General features: G+C 62.3%; 21 protein-coding genes. 11 read left to right on the top strand and 10 right to left on the bottom strand.

Features of this window, described 5'->3' with window-relative positions:
* Positions 1-31 precede the first annotated feature (31 nt).
* The 7 genes from NJ69_RS02610 to NJ69_RS02585 form a co-directional block, all read right to left on the bottom strand.
* Positions 32-901, bottom strand: a complete 870-nt coding sequence (locus NJ69_RS02610) for an efflux RND transporter periplasmic adaptor subunit (protein ID WP_029613196.1) — start codon at positions 899-901, stop codon at positions 32-34.
* A gap of 11 nt (positions 902-912) precedes the next feature.
* Positions 913-1,119, bottom strand: a complete 207-nt coding sequence (locus NJ69_RS02605) for a DUF1656 domain-containing protein (RefSeq protein WP_029613197.1) — start codon at positions 1,117-1,119, stop codon at positions 913-915.
* Positions 1,106-3,094, bottom strand: coding sequence for an FUSC family protein (locus NJ69_RS02600; RefSeq protein WP_039576008.1), 1,989 nt, complete (start codon positions 3,092-3,094; stop codon positions 1,106-1,108). The genes NJ69_RS02605 and NJ69_RS02600 overlap by 14 nt, the downstream gene beginning before the upstream one ends.
* A 165-nt stretch (positions 3,095-3,259) precedes the next feature.
* The gene (gene ccoM / locus NJ69_RS22990) at positions 3,260-3,370 is read right to left on the bottom strand and encodes a cytochrome c oxidase subunit CcoM (RefSeq protein ID WP_029613199.1); all 111 of its coding nucleotides are present in this window, start codon (positions 3,368-3,370) and stop codon (positions 3,260-3,262) included.
* Between the two features lie 133 nt (positions 3,371-3,503).
* Entirely contained in the window at positions 3,504-3,665 is a 162-nt protein-coding gene (locus NJ69_RS22715; RefSeq protein WP_162889493.1) for a hypothetical protein, read from the bottom strand.
* Between the two features lie 84 nt (positions 3,666-3,749).
* Complete coding sequence (locus NJ69_RS02590; protein WP_039576006.1) at positions 3,750-4,088, bottom strand: hypothetical protein; 339 nt, start codon at positions 4,086-4,088, stop codon at positions 3,750-3,752.
* A gap of 109 nt (positions 4,089-4,197) precedes the next feature.
* A complete protein-coding gene (locus tag NJ69_RS02585; protein WP_039576004.1) occupies positions 4,198-4,896 on the bottom strand; it encodes a M949_RS01915 family surface polysaccharide biosynthesis protein in 699 nt (232 codons plus the stop codon).
* Positions 4,897-5,014: 118 nt separating this feature from the next.
* Between NJ69_RS02585 and rapA the strand changes: the two genes are divergently transcribed.
* The 3 genes from rapA to NJ69_RS02570 all read left to right on the top strand — a co-directional run bounded on the left by rapA (position 5,015) and on the right by NJ69_RS02570 (position 11,014).
* The gene (gene rapA, locus NJ69_RS02580; protein WP_039576002.1) at positions 5,015-7,861 is read left to right on the top strand and encodes an RNA polymerase-associated protein RapA; all 2,847 of its coding nucleotides are present in this window, start codon (positions 5,015-5,017) and stop codon (positions 7,859-7,861) included.
* A gap of 71 nt (positions 7,862-7,932) precedes the next feature.
* Positions 7,933-8,562 carry a hypothetical protein gene (locus tag NJ69_RS02575; protein WP_039576000.1) on the top strand — a complete coding sequence of 210 codons (630 nt, stop codon included), beginning with the start codon at positions 7,933-7,935 and terminating at the stop codon, positions 8,560-8,562.
* Between the two features lie 187 nt (positions 8,563-8,749).
* Complete coding sequence (locus tag NJ69_RS02570; RefSeq protein WP_039575998.1) at positions 8,750-11,014, top strand: putative bifunctional diguanylate cyclase/phosphodiesterase; 2,265 nt, start codon at positions 8,750-8,752, stop codon at positions 11,012-11,014.
* Here the strand turns inward: NJ69_RS02570 and NJ69_RS02565 are convergent.
* Together NJ69_RS02565 and NJ69_RS02560 are read right to left on the bottom strand one after the other, a co-directional pair.
* On the bottom strand, positions 10,914-11,801 hold the full coding sequence (locus NJ69_RS02565) for an NAD(P)-dependent oxidoreductase (RefSeq protein WP_039575996.1): 888 nt from the start codon (positions 11,799-11,801) through the stop codon (positions 10,914-10,916). The two genes, NJ69_RS02570 and NJ69_RS02565, sit on opposite strands and share 101 nt — an antisense overlap.
* 173 nt (positions 11,802-11,974) lie before the next feature.
* Positions 11,975-12,286, bottom strand: coding sequence for a DUF2288 domain-containing protein (locus NJ69_RS02560; RefSeq protein WP_039575994.1), 312 nt, complete (start codon positions 12,284-12,286; stop codon positions 11,975-11,977).
* A gap of 360 nt (positions 12,287-12,646) precedes the next feature.
* Between NJ69_RS02560 and NJ69_RS02555 the strand changes: the two genes are divergently transcribed.
* The 8 genes from NJ69_RS02555 (at position 12,647) to nhaA (ending at position 21,514) form a co-directional block, all read left to right on the top strand.
* A complete protein-coding gene (locus NJ69_RS02555; protein ID WP_039575992.1) occupies positions 12,647-13,762 on the top strand; it encodes a branched-chain amino acid ABC transporter substrate-binding protein in 1,116 nt (371 codons plus the stop codon).
* 189 nt (positions 13,763-13,951) lie between these two features.
* Positions 13,952-14,875 (top strand): high-affinity branched-chain amino acid ABC transporter permease LivH, encoded by a 924-nt coding sequence (gene livH / locus NJ69_RS02550; protein WP_039575990.1) that lies wholly within the window; start codon positions 13,952-13,954, stop codon positions 14,873-14,875.
* Positions 14,872-16,128, top strand: coding sequence for a high-affinity branched-chain amino acid ABC transporter permease LivM (locus tag NJ69_RS02545; RefSeq protein ID WP_039575988.1), 1,257 nt, complete (start codon positions 14,872-14,874; stop codon positions 16,126-16,128). Before livH ends, NJ69_RS02545 begins: the two co-directional genes overlap by 4 nt.
* A complete protein-coding gene (gene livG, locus NJ69_RS02540) occupies positions 16,125-16,892 on the top strand; it encodes a high-affinity branched-chain amino acid ABC transporter ATP-binding protein LivG (protein ID WP_029613207.1) in 768 nt (255 codons plus the stop codon). Before NJ69_RS02545 ends, livG begins: the two co-directional genes overlap by 4 nt.
* Positions 16,893-17,594 carry an ABC transporter ATP-binding protein gene (locus NJ69_RS02535; RefSeq protein ID WP_029613208.1) on the top strand — a complete coding sequence of 234 codons (702 nt, stop codon included), beginning with the start codon at positions 16,893-16,895 and terminating at the stop codon, positions 17,592-17,594.
* Between the two features lie 110 nt (positions 17,595-17,704).
* Positions 17,705-18,379 (top strand): COG3650 family protein, encoded by a 675-nt coding sequence (locus NJ69_RS02530; protein ID WP_039575987.1) that lies wholly within the window; start codon positions 17,705-17,707, stop codon positions 18,377-18,379.
* Between the two features lie 102 nt (positions 18,380-18,481).
* Positions 18,482-20,095 carry an NAD(P)/FAD-dependent oxidoreductase gene (locus tag NJ69_RS02525; protein WP_039575986.1) on the top strand — a complete coding sequence of 538 codons (1,614 nt, stop codon included), beginning with the start codon at positions 18,482-18,484 and terminating at the stop codon, positions 20,093-20,095.
* A gap of 228 nt (positions 20,096-20,323) precedes the next feature.
* The gene (gene nhaA / locus NJ69_RS02520) at positions 20,324-21,514 is read left to right on the top strand and encodes a Na+/H+ antiporter NhaA (protein WP_029613211.1); all 1,191 of its coding nucleotides are present in this window, start codon (positions 20,324-20,326) and stop codon (positions 21,512-21,514) included.
* Positions 21,515-21,573: 59 nt separating this feature from the next.
* Here nhaA and NJ69_RS02515 read toward each other — a convergent pair whose 3' ends face one another.
* A complete protein-coding gene (locus NJ69_RS02515; RefSeq protein ID WP_029613212.1) occupies positions 21,574-22,038 on the bottom strand; it encodes a glycine zipper 2TM domain-containing protein in 465 nt (154 codons plus the stop codon).
* Positions 22,039-22,171: the final 133 nt, after the last annotated feature.

Genomic DNA, 22,171 nt, shown 5'->3' with positions numbered 1-22,171 from the left:
AGCACAGACGCCGGCACGCTGCTTAGGCGGTTCAGCGCTGGATCTCGTCCTCACGCACCTGCACGCTTGCGGTCATGCCTGCGCTGAGGGTCACACCTGCCGGCAACTCGTCCAGAACGATGCGTACCGGGATACGCTGGGCCAATCTCACCCAGTTGAACGTAGGTTCCACCTCCGGCAGCAGTTGGCCGTCAGGCGTCGAGTTGCGGTCCGTGATGCCTCGACTGATGCTCTGCACATGGCCGCGCATGGCCTCCCCTGCTCCCATCAGCCAGACCTTCACCGGATCACCGACCTTGATCCTCGGCAGTTTGGTTTCTTCGAAATACGCCTGTATGTAGAACGTCGAGTCGTCGACCAAGGCCATCACCGATTGACCGGCATTGACGTAGTTGCCTTGGGCCAGGCGCAAATTGGTGATATGGCCGCTGCGCGGTGCGCGGACTTCGCTGCGGGCCAGATTGATTCTCGCCACCTGCAGTTGTGCCTGAGCTTCGTGCAACTCGCCGCGGGCGATGGCGGCATTGATCTGGGCATTCTCGCGCAGCTCGGCGCTGATCGCTTCTGGCCCCAGCGCCACGCGCCGCGCTGCCTCACGCTCGCGCAGGCGCAATTGCTGGGCACGGGTGTCGGTGACCGCGCTGGCCTGGTCGAACGCGGCCTGGAAACGTTCGCGGTCGATGGACATCAGCAGCTCACCGGCCTCGACCGGCTGGTTGTCCCTTACCTTCAACTCCCGCACCCAACCGGATACATCCGGGGCAATCACCACGACGTCGGCTCTGACCCGCGCATCGCGGGTCCAGGGTGTGAGCATGTAGTACTGCCAGAGCCGATAACCGGCGAACACCGCGATGGCCACCACGCACAGGGTGACCAAGGTACGTACCGCTGCACGCATGGATTGACTCCTTACAAAGGTCCTAACAGATGTACCAGCAACGACAGCACGCAGACGAACAGTGCCGCATCGAACAATGCTTCATGCCAGATCCAACGCCCCAGCGAGGTGACCTGAACCAGCAGGCGCAGTGCGCCGGTAAGCGCCAGCGCCAGCAACACGTAGATCAGAAACGGACTGAGCAGCACGCCACCCAACGCCCATTCACGCAAGCCCATGAATCTCCTCCTGCCAGCGGCACCACTGGTGCCAGCTCTTCTGCAATTGCGCCACTGCCCCGATAGCCAGGCGCAAGGGATCACTCGACGGTTGGCCACGCAAGGCTTCGATGAAGACTTCGCTAGGCGCATCCAGGCGCTGCCCACGACCCGGTGCCGGACCACTGGCCAGCACCGCCTCCAACTGCTGCAGATACTGGCGCTCGGCGCCGGCCAAGGGTGCCTGGGCCACCGCCAGGCACATGCGCAGGTGCACCAGCTCATCGCCGATATCCAGCCCCAGCAGGCCATCGTCCCAGCGCTTGCGCTCGACCTCCGGCAGCTCACTGGCATGACGCGCCAGTTGCATCAGACGATCGGCCATGCGTCCGCCGAACCAACTGTCGGCGCCGCGCAGGTCACGGTGGGTCAAGCGCACCAGATCGCTCTGGGTAGCAGAACGCAACCGCCGCCCCAACCACCTCGGATGACGCAGCACCACCAGACGAAAGGCCAGCACCGCCGCCGACACACCGACCAGCATGGCCAGGGCACTGTTGAGCAACGTCGCCACGTCGTAGTGCATGACGTTGGCAGGCCCGACCAGCACGATGAAATGCAGGCAGAACGCGGTGGCCGTGGGTCCGGTGCGCGGATGTGCCATACCCAGCGCAGCGAAGAACAGCGGCACGCCCATGGCCAGGGCCAGCAGGGCAAAACTGCTCCATTGCGGCAACAGGATCTGCCCGACGAAAAATGCCGTGGGAATCGCCAGCAGAATGCCGCGCAGGAAACTCAGGCCAATCTGGGCACCGTTCTCACGACTGGCGAACAAGCTGCAGACCACACAGGTCAGCACCAGACCACCCGGCGCCGAAGGCCAGGCCGTTGCCAGCCAGAAGCTGCTCATCACCAGAAAGGCCAGCGCACTGCGTGAGCCAAAAAGCAGCGCCAGGGTCAGGTCACGGTGAACGGCGAGCCCCTGGGAGACATCCTTGGGCGTGCGCCCTTGTTCCATATCCAGCAAGGCTTGGGTGGCAGCCATGGCGAAGTCCAGCAGCAGGGCCAGGCGCGCCAGGCAGAAGTGTTCCGCCGAGCTGATCGCCTCGTCCTGGGCCGCATCCCAAATGCGCTGGCGCAACAGCAGCAGACTGGCCAACTCCGGACTCGCCAGCTGCCTGCGCACTTCCTCTAGCCAGGGCGCCAATCGTGCAGCCTGCGGCGAATCGAGCTGGCGCCACTGACGGCGGACCGAACGCGAGAGGCGAAGCAACACCATCAGTTTCTGGCTCAAGCCACGGATCGCCCTGGCGCGCTGCCGTCCTCGTGCGCCTTCGAACCATGCATGCTCGCGCTGCGCATCGATGGCCACCACCCGACCAAGGATGTCCAGCAAGCCTTTGCGTGCTTCATCCTCGCCGCCCAACATCGCGCTGGCGGTCTGCAATCCACTGCGCCACGCCTGCCGTGCCTGGTCGCCCAACTGCTGTTCGACACGCAGCGGCCAGACCAGCGCACTGCTGAGTGTGGCGCAGACGATGCCCAGGCAGATCTCGGTGCAGCGCGCCACGGCCTGGTCGAACACCTGGAGGGGATGATCGATCGCTGGGAGGGCAATGATCGCCACGGTGTATCCGGCCAGCACGAAGGCATACGCCCAGGCGCTGCGCAGTTGGGTCGAGGCGGCGGTGCACAACGCCAGCCACAGGGCCAAGGCCAACAGGAATAGCCATGGCGTCTGAGCGAACAGCCCTATGAACACCACTGACATGAAGGTACCGACCAGCGTGCCAGCCAGTCGCGCCAGACCCTTCTGCACCACCATGCCCGACAGCGGCTGGGCGACGATGAATGCCGTCATCAACGCCCACGCGGGTTGCTCGAGCCCCCAGCGCAGCGCCAGCCACAGCGCCAGCCCTCCTCCCAGGAGGGTCTTGACGGCAAACTTCAGCGCCAGGCCGGTGGGCGCGAACAGGGCCTGAAAGGTGATGGGCACGAAGCGGACCTTGCACAGACTGTTGAGTGAACGATAGACAACAGCGGCAAGGATAAAGTGTAACCAAACAATTAGCTAGCTAAGCATCTAAGCAATGAATAAAAAAATGGGCGACCGAAGTCGCCCTAAATGCCTTGCGTGCTCGTAGATCGGGAAGGATCAGCGCTACTTGCGCTTGTTCGCATCCTTCCAGATGAAAATCCCTAGACCGGCAAAGAACACCACCATCAATCCGACCGTCACCACACCGGCGATCACCACGTTGTCGAAAAACATGTCGGCCTCCCTGCCCGTTACCGTTGTCCGATGTGGCCAAGGTAACCAAAGCGACGGCAGGGAAAATTGATCGGGGTCAATGCTGCCCGGGACCGGGCACAGGAGGGGGTGCAGGGTTGACCTGCATCAGTTTTCAGCGCTTCTTGGGCTTGCCTTTGCTCTTCTTCTTTTTGGCCGGAGCCAGGGGCATGGCCTGCTCGAAGGCCTGGCGCATGTCGTCGAGGCGCTTGTCCTTGATGTCGTGAATGCGTTTGGCGCGCTCGGCGCCGAAGTCGATGAGGTTGTCTTGGCTCATGGGCAGGCTCGGATGACAGCGGATGTGTCCATGATGGGGGCTGGAAGCAGCGGGTTTCAAGACAGACGCTGCACGCAGGTGTCGTCAGATCTCGATATCCACCAGCAGGCCCTGCCGGGGGCGCTCACCCAGCGGCGCGACCGGCACGGTATTGTCGGCGTTGAGTTCATCGCCTGGCATGGCGCTGTAGAGATCGGTCTGGTCGTCCTGGCGGCGCTGCTCACGACGCTGCTGCTGACGGCGCTGTTCTTCGCGCAGCAGGTAGGCCTGCTCCTCGGGATCGCGCTGATGCCGCAGGTCGATGGTGCCATCACTGGAGGCAGGCTGAGCCGGCACCACCGGAGGAATGTCCGGCGTCGGCTTGACCGGGTCGTGTTGCGAGGTCACGGGGGCAGCACTGAGCGGTACGATAGGCAGCAGCATGGGTCGGTTCTCCTGTAGCCCCTTTATCGGCCAACTGGCAATCGCCTTGAGCGCAGCTACACAGGTTTGTGCGGCCTGTCACAGGTCGCGTGTGGAGTGTAGACCGCGCTTACTCGCTTTCGTCATCGGAATCATCGTCGACCGGGCCGCTAGCGTCGCTCCAGGGACGTTTATAGACCTGCTGCCAGACCGCATCCAGGTGCTCACGCAGCACGGGCGGCGCATCCTTGAGCGAGGCACTGTCTTCGCGCTCGCCGCCGATCGGCTCTTCGCCTGCGGGGCTGATCAGCGACTGACCGTGGATACCGTAGACCGCCTGGCCCTGATGCATCTCGATGGTGATGTCGTGCGGGTCGATGCCACCGCCGCAGAACGCGTGGCTGGCCACGGTGACTTCGGCGACACCGTTATTGTCCAGGTCCGTGACATCGCTGACATCGGTGTAGAAGTCGACGTCCAGGTCGAGCCCCGGACAGGTGGTCTGCTGATCGATCTGCCAACGCGGCTTGAACGCCTCACGGTCGTTGTCACGGCCATACAGCGTGGCCTTGAGCACCACCTTGTCCACTTCTTGCTCGCTGCCCGGCTCGACGGCCTGGCCGTCGAGCCGACTCAGTACCAGCAGCCCCTCGCCCTCACGGTCGCGGAAATGAACGCTCTTGAGCGGCGACTGCACGTCCAGCGCCTGGAGCTGGTCGACCGGCAACGGGGCCAGGATTTCGAAACTCTTCTTCTGCTCGCAGGCAGCGACCAGGGCCAGGCTGCCCAGGGCCAGGGAAAGATTCAACCAGCGGTGGGTGACAGGCATGTTGGCGCACGGCCCTCGTCGGCAAGACAGGATTCGTCGATGAAGTGGCTGAACGCTTTGGTCCGCCCGGGCGATCCGTTAAGATGGGCCGTTTTTTTCATCGCGGGAGTTCGGCAGTATGGCGCAGCAGTATCAACCGGGGCAACGCTGGATCAGCGACAGCGAAGCGGAGCTCGGCCTGGGAACCATCCTGGCGCAGGATGGCCGCCTGCTGACCGTGCTTTATCCGGCCACGGGCGATACCCGTCAGTACGCCCTGCGCAACGCACCGTTGACCCGCGTGCGCTTCTCGCCAGGTGACCAGATCACCCATTTCGACGGCTGGAAGCTCACCGTGCAAGAGGTCGATGATGTCGATGGCCTGCTGGTTTATCACGGTCTGGACGGGCAGAACCAGCCTCGTACCTTGCCGGAAACGCAACTGTCGAACTTCATTCAGTTCCGTCTGGCCAGCGACCGCTTGTTCGCCGGCCAGATCGACCCGCTGTCGTGGTTCTCGCTGCGTTACAACACCCTGCAGCACAACAGCAAGCAGTTGCTCTCCCCGCTCTGGGGCCTGGGCGGCTGCCGCGCCCAGCCGATCGCCCACCAATTGCATATCGCCCGCGAAGTGGCCGACCGTATCGCACCGCGTGTGTTGCTGGCCGACGAAGTCGGCCTGGGCAAGACCATCGAAGCCGGCCTGGTGATCCATCGCCAACTGCTGTCCGGCCGAGCCAGCCGCGTGCTGATCCTGGTGCCGGAGAACCTGCAGCACCAGTGGCTGGTGGAAATGCGCCGACGCTTCAACTTGCAGGTGGCGCTGTTCGACGCCGAGCGTTTCATCGAAAGCGATGCCAGCAACCCGTTCGAAGACGCCCAGCTTGCGCTGGTGGCACTGGAGTGGCTGGTCGACGACGAGAAGGCTCAGGATGCGCTGTTCGCGGCGGGCTGGGACCTGATGGTGGTCGACGAAGCCCACCACCTGGTGTGGCATGAGGAGCAGGCCAGCGCCGAGTATGCGCTGGTCGAGCAACTGGCCGAAGTCATTCCCGGCGTTTTGCTGCTCACCGCCACTCCCGAGCAACTGGGTCAGGACAGTCACTTCGCGCGTCTGCGCCTGCTCGATCCCAACCGCTTCCACGACTTGGCCGCGTTCCGCGCCGAGAGCGAACATTATCGTCCGGTGGCCGAGGCGGTTCAGGAACTGCTCGACGAAGGCCGCCTGTCGCCCAAGGCCCATGCCACCATCCACAATTTCCTCGGTGCCGAAGGCGAAGCTCTGCTGGCAGCCGTGGCCGATGGCGACACCCAGGCCAGCGCGCGGCTGATCCGCGAACTGCTCGACCGTCACGGCACCGGTCGCGTGTTGTTCCGCAACACCCGCGCGGCGATCCAAGGCTTCCCCGAGCGTCAACTGCACCCCTACCCGCTGGCCAATCCCGCACAGTACAGCGAGCTGCCGGCCGGCGAGCGCGCCGAGCTGTACCCGGAAGTGGCGTTCCAGGCCCAGGGCGAGGGGGGTGAGGACGAGCGCTGGTGGCGTTTCGATCCGCGAGTCGACTGGTTGATCGACACCCTGAAAATGCTCAAGCGCACCAAGGTGCTGGTGATCTGCGCCCATGCCGAAACCGCCATGGACCTGGAAGACGCCCTGCGCGTGCGCTCCGGTATTCCGGCCACGGTGTTCCACGAAGGCATGAGCATTCTCGAGCGCGACCGCGCAGCGGCCTATTTCGCCGACGAGGAATTCGGTGCCCAAGTGTTGATCTGCTCGGAAATCGGCAGTGAGGGCCGCAACTTCCAGTTCGCTCACCACCTGGTGATGTTCGACCTGCCAGCCCACCCGGACCTGCTCGAACAACGCATCGGTCGCCTGGACCGGATCGGTCAACTGCACACCATTCAATTGCACATTCCGTACCTACAGGACAGTCCTCAGGAACGCCTGTTCCAGTGGTACCAGGAAGGCCTGAACGCCTTCCTCAATACCTGTCCGACCGGCAACGCCTTGCAGCACCAGTTCGGCCCGCGCCTGTTGACGTTACTGGCCGCCAATGACAGCAGCGCCTGGAACGCCTTGGTCGCTGAGGCCCGCGCCGAGCGCGAGCGCCTGGAAGCCGAGCTGCACACGGGGCGCGACCGCCTGCTGGAGCTCAACTCCGGTGGCGCCGGCGAAGGCGAGGCACTGGTCGAAGCCATTCTCGAGCAGGACGACCAGTTCGCCCTGCCCATCTACATGGAAACCTTGTTCGACGCTTTCGGCATCGACAGCGAGGACCATTCCGAGAACGCGCTGGTGCTCAAGCCCAGCGAAAAGATGCTCGATGCCAGCTTCCCACTGGGCGACGACGAAGGGGTGACCATCACCTACGACCGCGGCCAGGCACTGTCGCGCGAGGACATGCAGTTCCTCACCTGGGAGCACCCCATGGTGCAGGGCGGCATGGACCTGGTGCTGTCCGGCTCGATGGGCAATACCGCGGTAGCGCTGATCAAGAACAAGGCGCTCAAGCCCGGTACCGTGCTGCTCGAACTGCTGTACGTCAGCGAGGTGGTGGCGCCGCGCAGCCTGCAGTTGGGCCGCTACTTGCCTTCGGCGGCGCTGCGCTGTCTGCTCGATGCCAACGGCAATGACCTGGCGGCGCGGGTGGCCTTCGAAACACTCAACGACCAGCTCGAAAGCGTGCCCAGGGCCAGCGCCAACAAGTTCATCCAGGCCCAGCGCGAGGTGCTGGCCAAGCGCATTGCCGCTGGCGAAGCCAAGGTACTGCCGGTGCACGACGAGCGCGTCGCCGAAGCGCAACGCCGCCTGAGTGCCGAGGCCGACGAGGAACTGGCACGCCTGACCGCGCTCAAGGCGGTCAACCCGAGCGTGCGTGACAGCGAGATCGATGCGCTGCGCCTGCAGCGCGAGCAGGGTCTGGCAATGCTCGACAAGGCCGCTCTGCGCCTGGAAGCGATTCGCGTGCTGGTCGCCGGCTGACATCCGTACCGCGCTCCCCTCGGCCAAGCTGGCGAGGGGACGCCTCGCCGCCCGTCCATCGTGGAATGAAGATGTTCAGGACCTTTGCCAAACTGTTGGTCATTGCAACGCTGCTGGCCATTGGCTGCCTGGTAGCGGGGTACTACGGCCTGTTCCAGGAAGAACGGGTATTGCGCAACTACCAACTGGCTGTGGAAATGGGCGGCAAGCGTTATTCGCCTCTGTGGCTGAGCGCAGGGCGTACAGCTATCAGCGAAAAAACAGGACACTTTTTCTGCCAAGCCGAAGACCTGAAGTATCTGATCGCTCTCGCCAAGGGTGAAGTGACGTTCAACGACAACCGCGACAACCCCTACCTCGACGGCACGGTCGACTACTCCTCGAGCAAGGCTTACGTACTCACCTCCAGGCACTACCTCAACGTGGTAGACAGCGTCACGCGCTACGACATTATCGGTCACGACGCTGAAGTGGCTCATCGCTACGTTCCAGATACCGATGACCCTTACGCACGAGTGCTGATCAATGTGGGCATGACGCGCAGTTCCGCCGGTCGTGGCAGTTCCGTGGTCAAGGATGAGTACCTCGACGCCACGCGCCTGCTGCACGACGTGTACGGCGTGAGCGTGCGGTTCGACAAGGATGATGAGGCCAGGTTGGTCACCTTGCATTTCGACCGTTCCTCCACCATCGACCGATAGCCTGGGATCGTCTCCCACCTGTTGCTCGGGCTGACATATAGCCATCGGCTATATGGCAAATGCCCAAATAATTGAAATCAAATCGCCATCAATCAGGAACGCGGTCAGCGCCTTTCCTATACTCACGGCTCGATGGTCTTCTCCATGAGCGTAGAAGGCCCCCGCGTACTCGACGAAGAGACAGGCAATGGAGTGGCTGGGACTTCAATTATTCGCCGAGCTGCCGGCGCACGGACAGGTCGTCCTCGACTGTCACCACAACCCTTTCCTTGTAGTGCTCGCCTATGTGGTCGCCGGCGCAGCCTGTTTCGCCACCCTGGACATGGCTGATCGACAGATCCACAGCGAGGAGCCACGCGCGCGTCGCCAATGGAAAGGCCTGGGCGCCTGCTGTCTGGCCAGCGGCATATGGGCCATGCACTTCATCAGCCTGCTGGCCTACCAGCCACCGCTGGAAGTGCATTACGACATGACGTTGACAGCGCTTTCCTTGTTCATAGCCTTGATCGCCGCCTGGTTGGCAATGAACCAGCTGGATCGGTTGCACATGCAACCGCGCCATTACCTCCAGGCGGCACTGGCCATTGGTTTGGGTATCGGCGTCATGCATTACGTCGGCATGGCGGCCCTGCAGAGCAGCGCCCGACAGTACTATCAGACCCCGCTGGTGGTGGCCTCGCTGGGTATTGCCGTGGTCACCAGCCTGGTGGCGGTGTGGGTCACTCGCTACCTGGGCAGCGGCAGTGGTACGCGGCACCTGGCGATGAAGTATGGGGCAGCCCTGATCATGGCGGCAGGCATCGTCTTCACCCACTACACGGGAATGGCCGCACTGTCGCTGGTGATTGCCGAGGGCGCCCCTGCACAACTGCCCTCAGCCGACAACAGCTTGCAACTGGGCCTGAGCATCGGTTTCATCACCCTGCTGATCAGCGCCAGCAGCATCAGCGCAGCACTGGCCGACAAGAAGCTGCAGAGCAAGGAGCACGACCTGCGCAGGGTGAATGTGCTGCTCAGTCAACTCGACCAGGCCCGGGTTTCGCTGCAGCAGGCCGCTCACTACGACGCCTTGACCAATCTGGTCAATCGCAGGGGCTTCAACCAGGTCTTTGCCGAGCGCCTGGCCGAGCACGCGGTCACAGAAAGCCTGCTGGCAGTGATGTTTCTCGACATCGATCACTTCAAGCGCATCAACGACAGCCTCGGCCACGCCGCCGGCGACGAGTTGCTCAAGGTGATCGCCGCCCATATCCGGGCAGCGACCCGCAGTCAGGACTTGGTGGCGCGCTTTGGCGGCGACGAGTTCTGCATCGTCACCAGCCTGCACAACCGTGACGAGGCGCGCAAACTCGGCCAGCGGATCATGCAGCGCATGAAGGAGCCCATCGACCTGGGTGGGCGGCGCATGGTCATGACTACCAGCATCGGCATCAGCATTTTCCCGGATGATGGCCGCAGTGCTGAGGAACTGCTGAAAAATGCCGATCTGGCGCTTTATCAATCCAAGGATGGCGGGCGCAACAACCTGAACTTCTTCAACAGCAGCTTGAAGACCCGGGCCACCCTCGAACTGCAGTTGGAGGAAGAACTGCGCGTGGCATTGCTCGAGGAACGCGGGCTGTGCGTGTACTACCAGCCGATCTTCGATCTGCACGACGCTCGCGTGGCCAAGCTCGAAGCACTGGTGCGCTGGCACCATCCGCAACAGGGCCTGATCGGCCCTGACCGTTTCATCGCCATCGCCGAGGCCAACGGACTGATCGCCGAGCTCGACCAGTGGGTGCTGCAGCGCGCCTGCCAGGACCTGGCCGACCTCACCCGTCGTGGCTATGGACATCTGAAGGTCACGGTCAATTGCTCGGCAGTCACCCTTGGCCGCGAGGAACTGGCCAGCGATGTCGAGATGGCCTTGTTGCAGGCCGGACTGGCTGCCCGCCAATTGGAACTGGAGGTCACGGAAAATGCGCTGATGGGCGACATTCACCGTACCATCAATCTGCTCAAGCGCATCCGTGGCCAGGGCGTGGGACTGTCGATCGACGATTTCGGCACCGGCTATTCGTCGCTCGCCTACCTCAAGCGCCTACCGCTGGATGTGTTGAAGATCGATCGTTCGTTCATCCAGGACGTACCGGGTAGCCAGCAGGACCGCGAGATCGTCCAGGCGATTCTGATCATGGCGCACACCCTGCACTTGCAGGTGGTGACCGAGGGCGTGGAGACCGATGAGCAACTGGCCTTCCTGGCGACCCAGGGCTGCGACTTCGCTCAGGGCTTCCTGCTCAGTCGCCCCGTGGCACTGAGCGAGTTACCGGCCGTGCTGGAGCGGCTAGATCGCATGGACAGCACGGTCATAGGCGAGTGCGAAACAGCTCGACCAGGGTTGCAGGGTCGTCCTGCAGATGCCCCTGGCCGCCGTGCAGGCGCATCAATTGCGCGGCGAGGCCGGTGATCGGTGTCGCCGAGCCTTGTTCGCGGGACAGCTTCACTGCCGTATCGAGATCCTTGAGCAAGGTGCGTACATGCCATTTGACCGGCGAATACTGGCTCTGCGCCATTTGTGGCGCGAGTATCTGCAAGGGTCGCGAATCGGCAAAACCGCCGGCCAAGGCTTGGGCGATGAGGCTGGCATCGACCCCGGAGCGTTCAGCCAGCGCCACCGCCTCGGCGATCACCAGGGCATTGCAGGCGACGATCATCTGATTACAGGCCTTGGTCACCTGGCCGGCCCCCACGCCGCCCATGTGCGTGACGCGTTGCCCGAGGGTGAGCAGCACTGCGCGCACGCGCGCCAAGTCGGCCGCCTCGCCACCGACCATGATCGCCAAGGTTCCGGCTTGTGCACCCGCAGTGCCGCCGGACACTGGAGCGTCAAGCCAGGCCATGCCACAACGCGCCGCCAGTGCGGCGGCCATTTCACGGGTGGCGCCGGGCTCCAGGCTGGACAAATCGACCAGCAACTGACCTGGCTTTGCACCGCAGGCCACCCCCTGCTCTGCGAACACCACTTCGCGCACAACCGCCGTGTCGGCCAGGCACAGCATCACCACATCGCTGTCGCGGCACAGCGCTGCCGGACTTTCGGCCAGTCGTGCTCCTGCAGCGACCAACTCCGCGCACTTGTGCGCGCTGCGATTCCATACCGTCAGCGAATAGCCTGCGGCGAGTAGCCGGTGGCACATCGGCAGTCCCATCAAGCCGATTCCGGCAAATCCGAGGGTTGGCATGGCTGTGCTCATGGACGACTCCAGACATATTCGATATAGACACAAGGCCGGGCCGGCATTACGCATGGCGTAAACTGTTACCGCAACGGCGCCGTCGAACCTCTTTTGTTACCTACAGCTACTGTAACGCAACCCGCGCAAGCACCATGAAGGTGCCGATTTACATCCAGCCGCACCAGAATAGATCAGTCGTTTTTCGCTGACTTCACTTGGATGAGGATGAACGGTGAGACCACCACGGCCCAGATCTGCGGATTACGCGTCTGCATGTCTAGCGCCTGCTCTGCATCGACCGCCGCGACAGCGCCCTGCTCACGCCACGCAGCAACGAGATCACTGCGGTTTTCTGCCATGGCTTGGGCCACGGCGATCAAGTCCAAGGTGGGGTCGACCCAAATCAGGTCACCCTTGGCCCAAAAACGCTCCAAGGCGCTCCATTCGATAATCGCCGTCTCGCCGAGCAATTTGGCATAGAGGGTGCTTGTGTGATCAGTCATGGGGATTCCTGCCAATGGCATGGCCAACTAAAAAGCCCGCATTTTTGCAGAAAAACCCACGTTTCAAATAAGTAATTTGCTCGACAGGTATTCGTCTCCACCAGAAAACCCGTAAATACAGGCATTTTGATGGCGCTTATCTGTATTTTCATGTCGAGCATGCGACAACCCGCAGAACAGGGACTTTTCGCCCGCTTTTCAAGCGCTCGGAGAGCGCTCTACACTGTACCGGTACAGTTCCGGGACATGTTCCGGGGGAAGGTGGGCTCGCGACATGGCACGAGCGTGCCGCGAATCTCGCCCGGTCTGTAGCCCTGGCCGCCAGGACTCTAAGAATTACAACAGAATGAGTGGAGCACTATGATCAAGATTTCCAAGCTGTTCGCCGCAATGGTTCTGGCCGGGGTAGCCAGCCATTCGATGGCCGCCGACACCATCAAGATCGGTATCGCCGGTCCCAAGACGGGCGCTGTGACCCAGTACGGCGACATGCAGTTCATCGGCGCCAACCAGGCTATCAAGGACATCAACGCCAAGGGTGGCGTCGATGGCAAGATGCTCGAGGCCAAGGAATACGACGACGCGTGCGACCCTAAACAGGCCGTGGCCGTCGCCAACAAAGTGGTCAACGACGGCGTCAAGTTCGTCATCGGCCACCTGTGCTCCAGCTCCACTCAGCCCGCGTCGGACATCTACGAAGACGAAGGCGTGATCATGATCACCCCTGCTGCCACGTCTCCGGAGATCACCGCCCGCGGTTACAAGCTGATCTTCCGTACCATCGGTCTGGACAGCGCCCAGGGTCCAGCGGCCGGCAACTACATCGCCGATCACGTCAAGCCCAAGGTCGTTGCAGTGCTGCACGACAAGCAACAGTACGGTGAGGGCATCGCCACCGCGGTCAAACAGACCCTCGAGAAGAAAGGCGTCAAGGTCGCCGTCTTCGAAGGCCTCAACGCGGGCGACAAAGACTTCTCCTCGATCATTCAGAAGCTCAAGCAGAACAACGTCGACTTCGTCTACTACGGTGGCTACCACCCAGAACTGGGTCTGATCCTGCGCCAAGCTCAGGAAAAAGGCCTGAAAGCCAAGTTCATGGGTCCGGAAGGCGTCGGCAACGACTCCATCTCGCAGATCGCCCAAGGCGCTGCCGAAGGCCTGCTGGTGACCCTGCCGAAGTCGTTCGACGCCGATCCAGAGAACAAGGCCATCGTCGACGCCATCAAGGCCGACGGCAAGGACCCGAGCGGTCCGTTCGTGTTCCCGGCCTACTCGGCCGTCGAGCTGATCGCCGAAGGCATCAAGGCTGCCAAGTCCGAAGACACCACCAAGGTGGCTGATGCGCTCCACGCTGGCTCCTTCAAGACCCCAACCGGCACCCTGTCCTTCGATGCCAAGGGCGACCTGAAAGACTTCAAGTTCGTGGTCTACGAATGGCACTTCGGCAAGCCGAAGACCGAAGTCTCCCCTCAGTAATACGCGTGACTAAATAGCTGACCGTAGAAGCCCACTGTGCGAGCAGTGGGCTTTGTTTTACGAGGTTCATGGGCCCGACTCCCGCGATCCGGGGGCGGACTCACCTGAAAATCTTAAAACCGTCACCCGCGGTTTCCTGGCCGTTACCCCGGCCAGCGAAATGCACATCAGGTTTTTAGGAGCGCTGTAATGCCTGAGATCTACCATTTCTTCCAACAACTGGTTAATGGATTGACCATCGGCAGCACCTATGCCTTGATCGCCATCGGTTACACGATGGTGTACGGCATCATCGGGATGATCAACTTCGCCCACGGCGAGGTGTACATGATCGGATCCTACGTGGCCTTCATCGCCCTTGCCGGGCTAGCCATGATGGGCATTCACTCGCTGCCGATCCTGATGACCGTGGCCTTCGTCGCCACCATCTGCGTCACCAGCGCCTATGGCTACAGCATCGAGCGGGTGGCGTACCGTCCGCTGCGCAACAGCAATCGCCTGATCCCGCTGATTTCCGCGATCGGCATGTCGATTTTCCTGCAGAACACCGTGCTCCTGTCGCAGGACTCCAAGGACAAATCCATCCCCAACCTGATTCCGGGAGCCTTCTCCTTCGGTCCGGGCGGCGCGGAAGAAGTGCTGGTGTCCTACATGCAGATCCTGGTGTTCGTGGTCACCTTGGTGGCGATGACCTGCCTGACGCTGTTCATCTCCCGCTCCCGCCTGGGCCGCGCCTGTCGCGCCTGTGCCGAGGACATCAAGATGGCCAACCTGCTGGGCATCAACACCAACAACATCATCGCCCTGACCTTCGTCATCGGCGCCGCACTGGCGGCTGTCGCAGCCGTGCTGCTGAGCATGCAGTACGGGGTGATCAACCCCAACGCCGGCTTCCTCGTGGGGCTGAAGGCATTCACCGCAGCAGTACTGGGCGGCATCGGCAGCATCCCGGGGGCCATGCTCGGCGGGCTGGTGCTGGGTGTGGCCGAAGCGTTCGGCGCAGACATCTTCGGCGACCAATACAAGGACGTCGTGGCGTTCGGCTTGTTGGTTCTTGTCCTGTTGTTCCGGCCGACCGGCATCCTGGGCCGTCCGGAGGTTGAAAAAGTATGAACAAAAATCTCAAACAGGCGCTGTTCAGCGCCTTGCTGGTCTGGGCCGTGGCCTTCCCGGTGCTGGGTCTGAAGCTGAGCATCGACGGCATCAACCTGGTCGTGCACAGCCAGGGCGAATTCACCCTCGCCGTGATCGCCGCGTGCTCGCTGCTGATGTTCCTGCGCGTGCTGTTCGACCGGCAGTGGAGCGCGGTCATGGGTAGCCGCACCGAACGCAAACTGATTCCGCCTTCGGTGAGCAACTTCCTGACCCTGCCCAAGACCCAGCGCTGGGTCATCCTCGGCCTGATCGCAGTTGCACTGGTATGGCCGTTCTTCGGCTCACGCGGGGCGGTCGATATCGCCACGTTGATCCTCATCTACGTTCTGCTGGGCTTAGGGCTGAACATCGTGGTGGGCCTGGCCGGTCTGCTCGACCTGGGTTACGTCGGTTTCTATGCCGTCGGCGCCTATAGCTACGCCATGCTCTCGCATTACTTGGGCTGGAGCTTCTGGGTGTGCCTGCCGATCGCCGGCCTGATGGCCGCGACCTTTGGCTTCCTGCTCGGTTTCCCGGTACTGCGCCTGCGCGGCGACTACCTGGCGATCGTCACGCTGGGCTTCGGCGAGATCATTCGCCTGTTCCTGCGCAACCTCACCGACTGGACCGGCGGGCCCAACGGCATCAGCGGCATCGAGAAGCCGACCTTCTTCGGCCTGACCTTCGAGCGCCGCGCCGCCGAGGGGATGCAGACCTTCCACGAGTTCTTCGGTCTGGAATACAACTCGATCAACAAGGTCATCTTCCTCTACCTGGTAGCGCTGGTATTGGCATTGCTCGCATTGTTCGTGATCAACCGCCTGCTGCGCATGCCCATCGGACGAGCATGGGAAGCGCTGCGCGAAGACGAGATCGCCTGCCGTGCGCTGGGCCTGAACCCGACCATCATCAAGCTCTCCGCCTTCACTCTCGGCGCGAGCTTCGCCGGCTTCGCCGGCAGTTTCTTCGCCGCGCGCCAGGGACTGGTGACACCGGAGTCATTCACCTTCATCGAGTCAGCGATCATCCTCGCCATCGTCGTGCTCGGCGGCATGGGTTCTCAGTTGGGCGTAATTCTCGCGGCCATCGTGATGATCCTGTTGCCTGAGTTGATGCGCGAGTTCAGCGAGTATCGGATGCTGATGTTCGGTGCGCTGATGGTGTTGATGATGATCTGGCGTCCGCAGGGCCTGCTGCCCATGCAACGTCCTCATATGGAGCTGCGTCGATGAGCCGCGAAATTCTGCAAGTCAGCGGCCTGAGCATGCGCTTCGGCGGCTTATTGGCGGTCAATGGCGTGGGCCTGACCGTCAAGGAAAAACAGGTGGTGGCCTTGATCGGTCCGAATGGTGCCGGCAAGACCACCGTGTTCAACTGCCTGACCGGCTTCTACAAGCCCAGCGGCGGCACTATCCTGCTCGATGGCCAGCCCATTCAGGGCTTGGCCGGACATCAGATTGCCCGCAAAGGCGTGGTGCGCACTTTCCAGAACGTTCGCCTGTTCAAGGAAATGACCGCGCTGGAAAACCTGCTGATCGCCCAGCACCGCCACCTGAATACCAACTTCTTCGCCGGGCTGTTCAAGACGCCAGGTTTCCGCCGCAGCGAGAAGGAAGCCATGGAGCGCGCCCAGTACTGGCTGGACAAGGTCAACCTGACCGAGTTCGCCAACCGCACCGCTGGCACGCTGGCCTATGGTCAGCAACGCCGCCTGGAAATCGCCCGCTGCATGATGACCCGGCCGCGCATCATCATGCTCGATGAGCCGGCCGCTGGCCTGAACCCCAAGGAAACCGAAGACCTCAAGGCCTTGATCGGGTATCTGCGCGAGTCCCATGACGTGACCGTACTGCTGATCGAGCACGACATGAAACTGGTGATGAGCATTTCCGACCATATCGTGGTGATCAACCAGGGTACTCCCTTGGCCGATGGCACACCGGAGCAGATCCGGGCCAACCCTGATGTGATCAAGGCCTACCTGGGGGAAGCGTAAATGCTGAAGTTCGAGAACGTTTCCACCTTCTACGGCAAGATCCAGGCGCTGCACAGCGTCAATGTGGAGATCAATCAGGGTGAGATCGTCACCCTGATCGGTGCCAACGGCGCGGGCAAGTCGACGTTGCTGATGACCCTGTGCGGCTCGCCGCAGGCGCATAGCGGCAGTATCCGCTACCTGGGCGAAGAACTGGTGGGCCAGCCCTCCTCGCACATCATGCGCAAGAGCATCGCGGTCGTACCCGAGGGCCGCCGCGTGTTCGCCCGTCTGACGGTCGAGGAAAACCTGGCCATGGGCGGTTTCTTCACCGACAAGGGCGACTATCAAGCCCAGATGGACAAGGTCCTGGCCCTGTTCCCGCGCCTGAAGGAGCGCTTCAACCAGCGTGGTGGCACCATGTCCGGCGGCGAGCAGCAGATGCTCGCCATCGGTCGGGCATTGATGAGCAAGCCCAAGCTGCTGCTGCTCGATGAGCCGTCGCTGGGCCTGGCGCCGATCATCATTCAGCAGATCTTCGACATCATCGAGCAACTGCGCCGCGATGGCGTAACGGTGTTCCTGGTGGAGCAGAATGCCAATCAGGCCCTGAAGATCGCCGACCGCGCCTATGTGCTGGAAAACGGCAAGGTCGTGATGCAAGGCACAGGCGAAGCCTTGTTGACCGATCCGAAAGTGCGCGACGCCTACCTCGGCGGCTGATGCTCGCGCGACAGGAGTGGCGCTTCGTCGCTCCTGCCCCCCTCTTGTGGACCGGACCTACGCTGGGTAACGTGAGCTCCCTCGACCCACGCGACCCCGGAGTCCACCCGATGCGCTTCACCTCCCCTCTTCTGCTCGCTGCCATGCTGCCGCTGTTCGCCGGCTGCCAGATGTTCGCCGAGCAACCGAGCGATCCCAACGTCGGCAGCACACGCTTGCAGGGCGAATTGAGCGCGGCCGACGGTCAACTGCTGTTCAAACCCTGCAGCGAAGCGCGCCACTTCGTGGTCAAGGACGCGGCCGGCACCGGCATTCTTCAGGAGGCGGCCAACCTGGCCGGCGGGCCAAAAGCCACATTGTTCGCCGATGTTCGCGGGCGTCTGGCCGGCAGTCGCGCTGCCAACAGCGATGGGCAGTTGGAGGTGACTCGGCTGTACCGCGTAGAAGCGTCGGCCAACGCCTGCGAAGACCCGAACTTCAAGCAATTGACGCTACGCGCCGGCGGGCATGAGCCCGACTGGGACATCAAGGCCAGCGGCAAGGGTATGGTGATCAACCGTGCAGGCAAGGATCCGCTACCATTGCCGTTCCTCGAAGAGCAGATGCCCGGTGGTGGCTTGAGTCTGTCCAGCGAAGCCGACGGTCAGCGTGTCGAACTGTGGGTGGCGCCGCAACGCTGCGTCGAGCGGGGTACGGGCGCCATGCGTCACCTGCGCGCCGAACTGCGCATCGACGGCCAGACCCTGCAAGGCTGCGCCTACTACGGTGGTGCGCGGGACAAGTGATCGCCGGACACTTTTATCCTGCCAGTCGAGGCGGCGAACAGCTTATACTTGGCGGTTTGTTTAAAGCCGCCGGCCGCCCATGGCCGCGATACTGGACGTGCCATGCTACGAATCACCGAACTGAAGCTGCCCTTGGACCATCCCGACGAGGCCCTGCGCGAGGCCATCGTCCAGCGCCTGGGCATCCGTGACGATCAACTGCTGAGCTTCAACCTGTTCAAGCGCAGCTACGATGCGCGCAAGAAGAACAGCGAGCTGCTGTTCATCTATACCATCGACCTGGAAACCAGCAACGAAGACGAAGTGCTGCGCCGCTTCGTCGACGATCGCAATGTCGGTGTGGCGCCGGATGTCACGTACAAATTCGTCGGCCATGCGCCTGCCGAACTGGCCGAGCGTCCGCTGGTAGTCGGCTTCGGCCCCTGCGGTATCTTCGCCGGCCTGCTGCTGGCGCAGATGGGCTTCAGGCCGATCGTGCTGGAGCGCGGCAAGGAAGTGCGCCAACGCACCAAGGACACCTGGGGCCTGTGGCGCAAAAGCGTGCTCAACCCCGAGTCCAACGTGCAGTTCGGCGAAGGCGGCGCCGGTACGTTCTCCGATGGCAAGCTGTACAGCCAGATCAAGGATCCCCAGCATCACGGCCGCAAGGTGCTCGACGAGTTCGTCAAGGCCGGCGCGCCGGAGGAAATCCTCTACATCAACAAGCCGCACATCGGTACGTTCCGTCTGACCAGCATGGTCGAAAAGATGCGAGAGGAAATCATTGCCCTGGGCGGTGAGATCCGTTTCCAGGAAAAAGTCACTGACCTGCTGACCGAGGGCGAGCAACTCACGGGGGTCGTGCTGGAAAGCGGCGAGCAACTGCACTCGCGACATGTGGTGCTGGCGTTGGGGCATAGCGCCCGCGACACCTTCCGCATGCTGCACGCCAGGGGCGTGTTCATGGAAGCCAAGCCGTTCTCGGTGGGCTTTCGCATCGAGCATCCGCAATCGCTGATCGACAAAGCGCGCCTGGGCAAGTATGCCGGACACCCGAAACTGGGCGCGGCGGACTACAAACTGGTCTACCACGCCAGCAACGGCCGGTCGGTGTACAGCTTCTGCATGTGCCCGGGAGGCACGGTAGTGGCCGCCACCAGCGAGCCAGGCCGGGTGGTCACCAATGGCATGAGCCAGTATTCGCGCAACGAGCGTAATGCCAACTCGGGCATCGTCGTGGGTATTGATCCGGAGCGGGACTACCCAGGGGGTCCACTGGCCGGTATCGAGTTGCAGGAGCGTCTGGAGGCACACGCGTACGTGCTGGGCGGCAGCAACTACCAGGCGCCTGCGCAGCTGGTGGGCGACTTCGTCGCCGGGCGTGCGTCCACCGCCTTGGGTAGCGTGGAGCCTTCCTATAAGCCGGGCGTCAGCCTCGGCGACCTGGCGCCCAGCCTACCTGCGTTCGCCATCGAAGCGATCCGCGAGGCACTGCCAGCGTTCGACCGGCAGATCAAAGGCTACAACCTGCACGACGCGGTACTCACGGGCATCGAAACGCGCACATCCTCGCCACTGCGCATTACCCGCGGGCAGGACTACCAGAGCCTGAACCTCAAAGGGCTGTTCCCTGCCGGTGAGGGCGCAGGCTATGCCGGCGGTATTCTTTCGGCCGGTGTGGACGGCATTCGCATTGCCGAAGCGGTGGCCAGAAGCATGCTGGGTATCGACGCCTGATCGCGCTGTCCTGGGGGCAACGTCGCCCCCGGGGCTGTAGCCAATTTTCGGAACTTTCGACGCCACGCAGAGACTTTTCGCTCAGCACTCAGCCTTTAAGACCTCTAGCCTTCCCCTACCCGAACGGCAACACGTTATAACAAAAAAGAATATAGTTTTTATTCTAAAGCATAACGCTGCACGCTAGGGTGTATCCCCTGTTCGCCCAAGTCGTGGAGCCGTTCATCCGTGCGCAGTCTTATCAATCGCTTCCTTCAGCTGGAATCCGCCAGCGGCCTGCTGCTGATCACTGCAGCGGTCATTGCCCTGATCGTCAACAACTCTTCACTCTCGCCGTGGTACGTCAGTTTTCTCGACGTGCCGGTGGCCGTGCAGATCAGCGACCTGCTTATCGCCAAGCCCCTGCTGCTGTGGATCAACGATGGCCTCATGGCACTGTTCTTCCTGCTGATCGGCCTGGAGGTCAAGCGAGAAGTCTTCCAGGGCCAGCTGTCCAAGCCATCGCAAATCATTCTTCCAGCGACCGCAGCCGTCGGCGGCATGCTGGTGCCCGCCTTGATCTACTGGTTCATCAACCGCGACAACCCTGCCACGTTGGCGGGTTGGGCAATCCCCACGGCGACCGATATCGCCTTCGCCCTCGGCGTGCTGGCACTGCTCGGCAAGCGCGTACCTGTGTCGCTGAAACTGTTCCTGATGACGCTGGCAATCATCGATGACCTGGGCGCGATCATCATCATCGCCCTGTTCTATTCCGGCGCCCTTTCGAGTCTGGCGCTGAGCCTGGCAGGCGCGTGTCTGCTAGTACTGCTGGGGATGAATCGGCTGGGGGTCAAACGCTTGGCACCCTACCTGATCGTCGGCCTGGTGCTGTGGGTCTGCGTGCTGAAAAGCGGCATCCATGCCACGCTTGCGGGCGTCATGTTGGCGATGTTCATCCCGCTGCGGGGCCGCGACGACAAAACCGCCTCGCCGCTGATCACGCTGGAACATGCACTACACCCTTGGGTGGCCTATGCGATCCTTCCCTTGTTCGCCTTCGCCAACGCCGGGGTTTCGCTGGTCGGTGTAACGGCTCAGAGCTTCATCCACTCCGTGCCGCTGGGCGTAGCCATCGGCCTGGTGCTGGGCAAAACGGTCGGTGTGTTCGGCCTTACTTGGGTCGCCATAAAGCTGCGCCTGGCTTCGCTGCCAGCAGGCGCCAATTGGGGCCAGGTTTTCGGTGTAGCCATCTTGTGCGGGATCGGATTCACAATGAGCCTGTTCGTCGGATCCCTGGCCTTCCCTTCAGGGGTGAGCGAATATGCGGGCGAGGATCGAATGGGCATTCTGACCGGCTCGTTCTTCGCGGCGTTGATCGGCTACGCCGTCACGGCGGCAGCCAGTCGCCAGCGCGATCCTGCAACGGCCACGCCCTGATCGCCAAGCGCAAAAAAACCCGACCGGCCGTGCCGAGTCGGGTTTTTCATACTTAGCAATCAGTGGGTAACGCGACTGGTGCCATCGACCGTCATGATGCGCACGCGCTCGCCAACGCGGAAGATCTCGTTCTGCTGCACTTGCTGCACATAGGCTCGCATGCTGCCGTCGTCTTCACGCACGGTGATTTCGACACCTTGAGTGCGGGTCAAGCCCTCTTCGGCGGCAGAACCCGCCAGGCCACCGGCCACTGCACCAATCACCGCAGCGACGATGCTGCCACGACCGCCGCCGACTGCGCTGCCTGCAACACCACCGACGATGGCACCTGCGCCACCACCGATCGGCGTCTTGCTGCCTTCGATCTTCACCGGACGCAGGGATTCGATGGTGCCCATGCGCACGGTTTGCACACGGCGGGCCTCGTCACGGGAATAGCTGTCGCCGGTCAGGCTCGACTGGCAACCGCCGAGCAGCAGCGCCATGGTGGTGAAGCTGGCCATCAGCAGAACGGATTTACGCATGGGAAATCTCCATAAGTCAGGTGTCCATTAGACTCCGCGCATTGATGGGTGTCACGACACCCAGGCTATTAAATTGTTTTCATTCAGTTCAGGTACAGGCGATAGCCCATCGCCGCGCTTGAATACTGAGACC

It is taken from the genome of Pseudomonas parafulva (assembly GCF_000800255.1).
Lineage (GTDB): Bacteria > Pseudomonadota > Gammaproteobacteria > Pseudomonadales > Pseudomonadaceae > Aquipseudomonas > Aquipseudomonas boreofloridensis.
The sequence above is the reverse complement of the archived record's forward strand: the minus strand, read 5'-3'. Positions and strand labels throughout refer to the sequence as shown.

Coding starts and splice junctions, on each gene's coding strand:
- NJ69_RS02610 (WP_029613196.1), bottom strand. CDS start 901: ATGCGTGCAGCGGTACGTACCTTGGTCACCCTGTGCGTGGTGGCCATC.
- NJ69_RS02605 (WP_029613197.1), bottom strand. CDS start 1,119: ATGGGCTTGCGTGAATGGGCGTTGGGTGGCGTGCTGCTCAGTCCGTTT.
- ccoM (WP_029613199.1), bottom strand. CDS start 3,370: ATGTTTTTCGACAACGTGGTGATCGCCGGTGTGGTGACGGTCGGATTG.
- NJ69_RS22715 (WP_162889493.1), bottom strand. CDS start 3,665: ATGAGCCAAGACAACCTCATCGACTTCGGCGCCGAGCGCGCCAAACGC.
- NJ69_RS02590 (WP_039576006.1), bottom strand. CDS start 4,088: ATGCTGCTGCCTATCGTACCGCTCAGTGCTGCCCCCGTGACCTCGCAA.
- NJ69_RS02585 (WP_039576004.1), bottom strand. CDS start 4,896: ATGCCTGTCACCCACCGCTGGTTGAATCTTTCCCTGGCCCTGGGCAGC.
- rapA (WP_039576002.1), top strand. CDS start 5,015: ATGGCGCAGCAGTATCAACCGGGGCAACGCTGGATCAGCGACAGCGAA.
- NJ69_RS02575 (WP_039576000.1), top strand. CDS start 7,933: ATGTTCAGGACCTTTGCCAAACTGTTGGTCATTGCAACGCTGCTGGCC.
- NJ69_RS02570 (WP_039575998.1), top strand. CDS start 8,750: ATGGAGTGGCTGGGACTTCAATTATTCGCCGAGCTGCCGGCGCACGGA.
- NJ69_RS02565 (WP_039575996.1), bottom strand. CDS start 11,801: ATGAGCACAGCCATGCCAACCCTCGGATTTGCCGGAATCGGCTTGATG.
- NJ69_RS02560 (WP_039575994.1), bottom strand. CDS start 12,286: ATGACTGATCACACAAGCACCCTCTATGCCAAATTGCTCGGCGAGACG.
- NJ69_RS02555 (WP_039575992.1), top strand. CDS start 12,647: ATGATCAAGATTTCCAAGCTGTTCGCCGCAATGGTTCTGGCCGGGGTA.
- livH (WP_039575990.1), top strand. CDS start 13,952: ATGCCTGAGATCTACCATTTCTTCCAACAACTGGTTAATGGATTGACC.
- NJ69_RS02545 (WP_039575988.1), top strand. CDS start 14,872: ATGAACAAAAATCTCAAACAGGCGCTGTTCAGCGCCTTGCTGGTCTGG.
- livG (WP_029613207.1), top strand. CDS start 16,125: ATGAGCCGCGAAATTCTGCAAGTCAGCGGCCTGAGCATGCGCTTCGGC.
- NJ69_RS02535 (WP_029613208.1), top strand. CDS start 16,893: ATGCTGAAGTTCGAGAACGTTTCCACCTTCTACGGCAAGATCCAGGCG.
- NJ69_RS02530 (WP_039575987.1), top strand. CDS start 17,705: ATGCGCTTCACCTCCCCTCTTCTGCTCGCTGCCATGCTGCCGCTGTTC.
- NJ69_RS02525 (WP_039575986.1), top strand. CDS start 18,482: ATGCTACGAATCACCGAACTGAAGCTGCCCTTGGACCATCCCGACGAG.
- NJ69_RS02515 (WP_029613212.1), bottom strand. CDS start 22,038: ATGCGTAAATCCGTTCTGCTGATGGCCAGCTTCACCACCATGGCGCTG.